Below are 7,082 nucleotides of genomic sequence, written 5' to 3'. Positions count from 1 at the left end.
CTCCCGGTCTACCTCGAGGTCATGGCGCCCATGGTCGCCGACCGCACCGACGCAAAGGCGTTCGCGGACGCCTGCCGTGAGGCCGGGCTGCAGGCCAAGTTCGGCGCCATGGTGGAGATCCCCTCGGCGGCGCTGCGGGCGCGCTCGATCCTCCAGGAGGTCGAGTTCGTGTCGCTGGGCACGAACGACCTCGCCCAGTACACGTTCGCCGCGGACCGCCAGGTGGGCGCGGTCTCGCGTCTGCAGGACCCGTGGCAGCCCGCGCTGCTCGACCTGGTCGCGCTGTCCGCGGAGGCGGCGAAGGCCGAGGGCAAGAGCTGCGGCGTCTGCGGCGAGGCCGCGTCGGACCCGCTGCTGGCGTGTGTGCTGACCGGTCTGGGCGTCACCTCCTTGTCCATGGGTGCCGCGTCGCTTCCCTATGTCCGGGCGACCCTGGCGAAGTACACGCTGGCGCAGTGCGAGCGCGCCGCGGCGGCCGCGCGTGCCGCGGACTCCGCCGATGAGGCGCGCCTCGCGGCTCAGGCGGTGCTGTCCGGCGAGTGATCCGGGACGGCGGGACTCACCCGTCGTGCGGCGAGGGGCGCTCCATCTGCTGATGGGGTGCCCCTCGGCCGTTCAGCCTCCCCCCTCGCTCAGCGCTCACGGCTCTGACGGGCTGCTCCGCTTCCCCTCACACGCTCGTCACCGGTTGCCCCCGCGCCAGTTCAGTAGGTATGGCCCGTCGGGGGTCCGTAGTCCCCGAGATCCGGTGGAGCGCAGTAGTCCACGCCGGATTCCGGGGAGACGAGGTCGCCGGATTCGACATCGGTGCAGTAGGCGTCGAAGACCTCTCCCGCGGTGAGCGGTTCCAGGCCTTCGCCCCGCAGACGCCAGCCGTAGACACGGTCCGTCCCGTCGGGCGCGGTGGTCCGCATGACGAGTCCGCCGGCGCTGCGGGTGGCGATGCCGAGGGCGAGGACGCTGGTGAACTCCAGGGCCTCCGACTCGTCGAGGCGCGTGGTTCCGTCGGGGTCCTCGTCGGTGTGGAGCACCGCGAGGAGGGTTTCCGCCGGGGCCGAGACACTGCAGACCAGGTGGCGGTGGCCGGGGCCGGCGGTGTCGAGGATGCGGGTGAGGAACTGGGAGGCCTGTGCGAAGGCGGTGCGTCCGATGTCCTCGCCGCAGGAGGCACAGGCGCCGAGCCGGGCGAGGACCGTGGTGGCGTACTGCCAGGTGGCCTGGCGTACGGCTTCGTCGACCAGGTCCGGGAGGAGTTCGGCCAGTGGCTGCCCGTCGTAGGGGATGGTCGGTCCTGTGGCGGCCAGTTCGGCCGTGAAGCGGGCGCGACTGGTCTGCGCGTCCGGTTCCAGGCCGGTCTCGGCGCAGAACTCCGCGTACTCCTCCGGGTCGAAGAGGGCGACCGCTGTGTGGCTGCCCTCTTCCGCGAGGGTCCTGAGCAGGGCTTCCACCTGCCGGAGGTAGGTCGTGTGGTCGTCGAAGGTGAAGGTGCGGTAGCGCCGCATCGCGGTGAAGTCGTGTTCGTCGGTCAACAGCCCGATCGTGCCCGCGATTTCGCGGCGCAGGACGTGTCGCATGGTCTGGTCGGCGTGCGGCATGGTTCCCACTACATGCAGTTGATCAATCGTCACTCACAGTAATGGGGACCACTGACAACGCCGCACCCCCGCGGTGGCCCAGCCGCCGCCGCGGGGTTTCGTCGTGTCCGCCACGGAGGGCGTCAGGGGCGCTTTCGGGCCAGTTCTTCGTAGAAGTGCAGCAGTTCGAGATTGTCGATGGAGCCCGGGTTGACCGCCTTCTCCAGCGGTGTGCCCTGCAGCAGGCGCTTGACGGGGACCTCGATGCGCTTGCCGGTCAGGGTGTGCGGGACGCCGGGGACCTCGATGATCTCGTCGGGGACGTGGCGTGGTGAGAGCTGTTCGCGGATGGTCTGCTTGATGCGGTTCAGGAGGGCTTCGTCCAGGGCGGCTCCGGGCGACAGCTGGACGAAGAGGGGCATCCAGTAGCCGCCGTCGGGCTGCTCGATGCCGATGACCAGGGACTCCTTGATCTCGGGGAGACGCTCGACGGCCTCATAGATGTCGGCTGAACCCATGCGGACGCCTTGGCGGTTCAGTGTGGAGTCGGAGCGGCCGTGGATGATCACGGATCCGCGGGAGGTGACCGTGATCCAGTCCCCGTGCCGCCAGACTCCGGGATACATGTCGAAGTAGCTGTCGTGGTAGCGGCTGCCGTCGGGGTCGTTCCAGAAGCGGATCGGCATGGAGGGCATCGGGTTGGTGACCACCAGCTCGCCGACCTCGTCGATCACGGGCTTGCCGCTGGGGTCCCAGGCCTGCAGGTCGGTGCCGAGGCCGGGCGCCTGGAGTTCGCCGATGTAGACAGGGAGGGTCGGCACGGCTCCCGCGAAGCAGGAGCACACATCCGTGCCGCCGCTGACGGAGGCGATCCAGAGATCGTCGCGGACCTCGTCGTGGAGCCAGCCGAAGCCGTCGGGTGGCAGCGGCGAGCCGGTCGTGGCCACGCACTGCACGCGGGAGAGGTCGAAGTCTCGGCCCGGACGCACGCCGGCCTTGCGGCAGGCCATGACGTAGGCGGCGGACGTGCCGTAGAGGGTCGCGCCGGTGCGTTCGGCGATGCGCCACTGGGCGCCGGTGTCGGGGTAGCCGGGGCTGCCGTCGTACAGAACGATGGTGGTGCCCGTGAGCAGGCCGGAGACCAGGAAGTTCCACATCATCCAGCCGGTCGAGGTGTACCAGAAGAACCGGTCCTGGGTGCTGAGGTCGCAGTGCAGGCCGAGCTGCTTGAGGTGCTCGATCAGGATGCCGCCCTGGGACTGCACGATGGCTTTGGGCAGGCCGGTGGTGCCCGAGGAGTACAGCACCCACAGCGGGTGGTCGAACGGGACCTGTTCGAAGACCGGCTCGGCGTCGGCCGAGGTCAGCGACGACCACTCCAGGGCGCCTTCGGGGGCCTCGGTGCCGAGCAGCGGGATGTGGACGACCGCGCGCAGGGTGGGCAGTTCCCGGCGCAGCTCGGCGACGATCTCGCGGCGGTCGTGCTCCTTGCCGCCGTAGCGGTAGCCGTCGACCGTGAACAGGACGACCGGTTCGACCTGCTGGAAGCGGTCCAGGACACTGCGGGCACCGAAGTCCGGCGCGCAGGAGGTCCACACGCCGCCGACCGCTGCCGTGGCGAGGAGGGCGACGACTGCCTGCGGGATGTTCGGGAGATAGCCGCTCACGCGGTCCCCTGGCCGCACGCCGAGGGCACGGAGTTCCGCGGCGAGGGAGCCCACCTGGCGCCGCAGTTCGGACCACGTGACGGGGCGCGGCTCCTGCGTCTCGTCGACGGCCACGAGAGCCGGCTCGTCGGCCCGGGTCGCGGACGCGCGCAGGGCGTGTTCGGCGTAGTTGAGGGTCGCCCCGGGGAACCACTCGGCGCCGGGCATGGTGCGGCTGCCGAGCACGCGCGCGTAGGGGGTGGAGAACCGTACGTCGAACCACTCCGTGACGGCCTTCCAGAACGTGTCCAGCTCGTCCACCGACCAGCGGTGCAGGGCCGGGTAACCGCCCTCGGCGGGTGCTCCGTGGTGCTCGGCCGCCCAGGCCTGGAACCTGGTGATCTGCGCCCGGGCGATGCGGTCGGCGTCGGGCTGCCAGAGCGGCTTGGGGTTCGCTGAGGTCATGGGGCGGCTCCCGGGCTGTGCGCGTCGTGTGCGTGGACCGCGCACGGGCTGGGGTGTGCGCGTCACGCGGATGACACGGACGATGCCATGTGATCGACTTCTGCACCAGGGTGCGCCACACATAGCCGCCAGCGTGAAGATGTGCTCGGACCACTGGTGAACGGCAGTTGAACCGCACACCTCAACGGGGATGTCAATGGCAGGGTGAGCAGCATGGACGGTCGTGACCTGGTGCGTTCGGTGAAGGCGGTCGGTTCGGGGGGTGCGGCGCAGGGCTTGCGCACAGTTCGCGCCGCATGGCGCAGGAGGCGTACCGACGCCACCGGGTTGCCGCGGCGGGGTGCGGAACGGGCCCGGGTCCCCGGTCCCGTGCGGGAGGTGGAGCCTGGACCCGGCGGCGGTCTCGTACGGTTCGCCCGGGCCGAGCTGCGCATCACGGTGGCCGTGAACGGAGCGGTGTTCTGGGGTTGGGACGGAGCCGGGCCCGAGCCGTCGTACGCACTCGCCGACCGCACTCCCGAGCCCGATCCGCGGGCCGTACTGGAGCCCGACAAGGACGGCGGCTGGCGGGTCGTGGCGGAGCGCGTCACGGTCGCGGTCTCACGGCACGGCGCCATCGAGGTACGCACGCCGGGCGGGGTGACCCTGCGCCGCGATCTCGCGCCCCGGTGGTGGGAGCCCGTGAACGGCGGCGTCGCCCGCTGGATGCAGCGGTCCGAAGTGGCGCCGGACGCACGGTTCTTCGGGCTCGGCGGCCGGGCGTCGGGACCACGGTTGCGCAACGGGGCGTACCGGCTGTGGAACACGGATCCGGGACAGCCCTTCGGGCCCGGCGACGACCCGTTGTACATCACCATGCCGGTGCAGATGGTGGTCGCCGACGCGGCCACGCATCTGGTGTTCCACGACACCTCCTGGGACGGCACGGTGACGCTGCGGGAGGGCGAGGAGGGCGCGGGCTCCGGGCACGACCGGGCAGGCGTCAGTGAGCTGCGGATGGACGGCGGGCCGCTGCGGTGCTGGGTCATGGTGGGCACCCCCGCGCGCGTGCTGCTGGTCTGGACGTCACTGACCGGGGCGCCCGCCGCTCCGCCGGCCTGGGCCCTCGGGCACCATCATGCGCGCTGGGGTTTCGGCAGCGAGCACGAAGTGCGCCGGATCGTCGCGGGCTACCGGGAGCGCGCGCTTCCCCTCGACGCCGTCCATCTGGACATCGACCACTACGACGGCCACCGCGTGTTCACGGTCGACCGGGACCGCTTCCCGAAGCTGCCGGCGCTCGCCGAGGACCTGCGCCAGGACGGGATCCGTCTGGTGTCGATCGTCGACCCTGCGGTCGAGGCCGTCGCGGGCAACGCCGTCTACGAGAGCGGAAGTGACGAGGACGCGTTCGTCCGGGACGCGGCGGGCCGGCTCGTGAAAGGGGTGGTGTGGCCCGGCGAGGTGGTCTACCCGGATTTCACGGACCCCCGTGTGCGGCAGTGGTGGGGCGGTCTCTACGAAGAGCGCCTCGCGCAGGGCTTCGCGGGTTTCTGGCACGACATGAACGAACCGGTGTCCTTCACGGCCTTCGGCGAGAACACCCTGCCCCGGTCGGCCCGGCACGCGCTGGAGGGCCGTGGCGGTGACCATCGGGAGGCCCACAACGTATACGGCCTGTGCATGGCCCGGGCCGCACATGAGGGGCTTCGCCGACTCGTCCCGCACGAGAGACCGTTTCTCTTCTCGCGCTCGGGATGGGCCGGAATGCAGCGCTACGGAGGAACGTGGTCCGGGGACGTGGCCACGGGCTGGCCCGGCCTGCGGGCCTCACTGGCGCTGGTGGTGGGGCTGGGGCTGTGCGGCATCCCGTATTCCGGGCCGGATGTGGGCGGCTTCGACGGGACTCCGTCGCCCGAGCTGTATCTGCGCTGGTTCCAGCTCGCCTCGTATCTGCCGCTGTTCCGTACGCACGCGAGTCTGCGGGCCGGCCGCCGGGAGCCCTGGGAGTTCGGCGACGAGGTCCTCGAGCACGCGCGCCTGGCGCTCGTCGAGCGGCGGCGACTGCTGCCGTACTTCGTCACGCTGGCGCACATGGCGCGCCGCACGGGCGCCCCCTATGTGCGGCCGCTGTGGTGGGGCACGCCCGAGGACCGGGCGCTGAGGGACTGCGAGGACGCCTTCCTGCTGGGCGACAGCCTCCTGGTGGCTCCGGTACTGGAGCCCGGAGCGCGCCGGCGGACGGTGGTCCTGCCTCGGGGCCGCTGGTACGACACGACGACCGAGGAGGCGTACCAAGGGCCGGGGCATGTGCGGATCGATGCCCCCTTGGGCCGGATTCCGGTGCTCGCCCGCGCGGGAGCCGTCCTGCCGGTGCGGGCCGAGGACGGCGGTCTGGAGCTGGAGGTGTGGGCACCCGCACGGGGACGTTCGGGGAGCGGGGTGGTGGTGCCGGACCCGGGCGACGGATGGGCCGAGGCGGCCACGGAACGGTATGTGACCCGGTGGAAGGGCCGCAAGGTGGTGGTCCGGCGGGACAGTGACGACGGCAAGGACGAGCCGACGTATCCGGTTCGCCTACGAGGCCCGCTCACCGGGTGACCCGGGCGGCACGCGCGCGTGGGGTCTCCGCCGCGTGCCGGCCAGCGGGCGCGTCGTTCCCGGCGTGCGCGAGTCGAGCGGTAACCGCCCGCGCTGCCCGGCGGTTCGGTCCGGGCGGGACGTGCTCGGGGGCCGTCCCGCCCGTGTCTCACACGTAGCGGCCCTCGAACCATCCCTGTACGACGAGCGTGTGCAGCGGGAAGGCGAGTTCGGCCGGACGGCGCAGGAGGTGCCAGCCCTCCGTCTCGTCCGTGCCGGCGGACGGCGGGAGGTCGGCGGCCGGGCGCTCGGGGAGCAGCCCGAACAGCAGGAGGTGGCCGTCGGGCGAGCTCATCGCGTCGACGAGCCGCACATCGCGGGCGGCCGCGTCGATGCCCGTCTCCTCCTTGAGTTCCCGGACGACGGCGTTCCGCCAGTCCTCGCGGTGCTCGATGAAACCCCCGGGCAGGGCGGTACCGCCGCGGGCTGGAGGAATGGTTCGGGTGATGACCACCAGGGCTGTTCCCTTGGTGTCGTACACGGGCTGGAGGGCCACCGCCACGGGCAGCGGATTGCGATAGGCGACCGTGCCACAGGCGGTGCAGGTGCGGGGCCAGTCGGAGACGCCCTCGCCGTAGGGCGCTCCGCAGCTCGAACAGTGCGAGCCCGGCACGGAGTCGGCGGATGCGAACGGGGATTCGGACACGGGGCGGACTGTATCCGATCACGGGGAGGGCGTCTTCCGGGGGCGGGGCGGGGCGGCCATGCGGCGGCCGAAGCGGCGTCGGTGTGGGCGGGGGTGTCGCGGTGTGTGCCTTTTCCGCCCCGCCTCACAAGG

5 protein-coding genes (1 of these 5 only partly in view) are annotated in these 7,082 nt (G+C 71.7%); 2 read left to right on the top strand and 3 right to left on the bottom strand.

The genetic code is table 11. The features are described from left to right. On the top strand, positions 1-543 hold the final stretch of the coding sequence (ptsP, locus tag ACQEXA_RS44195) for a phosphoenolpyruvate--protein phosphotransferase (RefSeq protein WP_432925470.1). Its footprint begins 1,128 nt before the window's first position; 543 of the gene's 1,671 nt are visible here — the last part of the coding sequence; its start codon lies off the left edge, out of view; its stop codon occupies positions 541-543. A gap of 161 nt (positions 544-704) precedes the next feature. Here the strand turns inward: ptsP and ACQEXA_RS44190 are convergent, their stop codons facing one another. Together ACQEXA_RS44190 and ACQEXA_RS44185 are read right to left on the bottom strand one after the other, a co-directional pair. Beyond that, on the bottom strand, positions 705-1,595 hold the full coding sequence (locus ACQEXA_RS44190) for a hypothetical protein (RefSeq protein ID WP_432925471.1): 891 nt from the start codon (positions 1,593-1,595) through the stop codon (positions 705-707). A 122-nt stretch (positions 1,596-1,717) separates the two neighbouring features. Then, positions 1,718-3,685, bottom strand: a complete 1,968-nt coding sequence (locus tag ACQEXA_RS44185; protein WP_432925472.1) for an acetoacetate--CoA ligase — start codon at positions 3,683-3,685, stop codon at positions 1,718-1,720. Positions 3,686-3,898: 213 nt separating this feature from the next. Between ACQEXA_RS44185 and ACQEXA_RS44180 the strand changes: the two genes are divergently transcribed. Further along, complete coding sequence (locus tag ACQEXA_RS44180; RefSeq protein WP_432925473.1) at positions 3,899-6,265, top strand: glycoside hydrolase family 31 protein; 2,367 nt, start codon at positions 3,899-3,901, stop codon at positions 6,263-6,265. Between the two features lie 148 nt (positions 6,266-6,413). Here ACQEXA_RS44180 and ACQEXA_RS44175 read toward each other — a convergent pair whose 3' ends face one another. Further along, positions 6,414-6,950, bottom strand: a complete 537-nt coding sequence (locus ACQEXA_RS44175) for an NUDIX domain-containing protein (RefSeq protein WP_432925475.1) — start codon at positions 6,948-6,950, stop codon at positions 6,414-6,416. Positions 6,951-7,082: the final 132 nt, after the last annotated feature.

It is taken from the genome of Streptomyces sp. CA-106110 (genome assembly GCF_050936285.1).
Classification (GTDB): Bacteria; Actinomycetota; Actinomycetes; order Streptomycetales; family Streptomycetaceae; genus Streptomyces.
The sequence above is the reverse complement of the archived record's forward strand: the minus strand, read 5'-3'. Positions and strand labels throughout refer to the sequence as shown.